Origin of the sequence: Mesorhizobium sp. M4A.F.Ca.ET.050.02.1.1, from assembly GCF_003997725.1 — a bacterium.
Taxonomy (GTDB): domain Bacteria; phylum Pseudomonadota; class Alphaproteobacteria; order Rhizobiales; family Rhizobiaceae; genus Mesorhizobium.
This window is the reverse complement of the sequence record NZ_RZSG01001473.1, coordinates 1-503: the sequence shown is the minus strand read 5'-3', so window position 1 is coordinate 503 and position 503 is coordinate 1. Positions and strand designations below refer to the sequence as shown.

General features: G+C 65.4%; 1 pseudogene. It reads right to left on the bottom strand.

The window, feature by feature from the left end:
* Positions 1-231 precede the first annotated feature (231 nt).
* Positions 232-503: pseudogene (locus EOA33_RS38205) on the bottom strand (hypothetical protein); the annotation flags it as partial.

The following is a 503-nucleotide window of genomic DNA, read 5'->3' as shown; positions in this document are numbered from 1 at the left end:
GACGGCACGCTCACTGTCGCGGCCAACGACTATGCCGTGCCGATCCATGGCGACGATCGCGGCATCCCGGCCGTGCTGGTCGGGATGCGGCAGGACCTGCCGGCTGACCACCAGGGCGTAGAGGCCTGGGCCAAGCGGCTCGCCGCCGCGCTGCCGGCCGGGCAGACGGCCTGAAGCGACCCCGACGTTGCCTACTTCATGATGTGATAGGCCTGCAGACCGCCTTCCCGGTCACGAGAAGATTTCCGCCAGTTCCTCGACGCTGGTGCCTTCCTTGACCTGGCGCAGCTCGATGTAGCCGACCGCCGTGGCCGTGGACATCACCATCGAGACCACGCTTTGCACCAGCGCAGCCAGAATGGCGGCAAGGATTCCGTGGAAGAAGACGACAACCACCGCCGTGATCGACTGGATCACCATGGCTATGATGAAGAGGATCACGAACAACCCGAACAGCGCCCAGCGGCTGCCCTTGGTCAGGACGCGGCTGCGCGACATAGAGC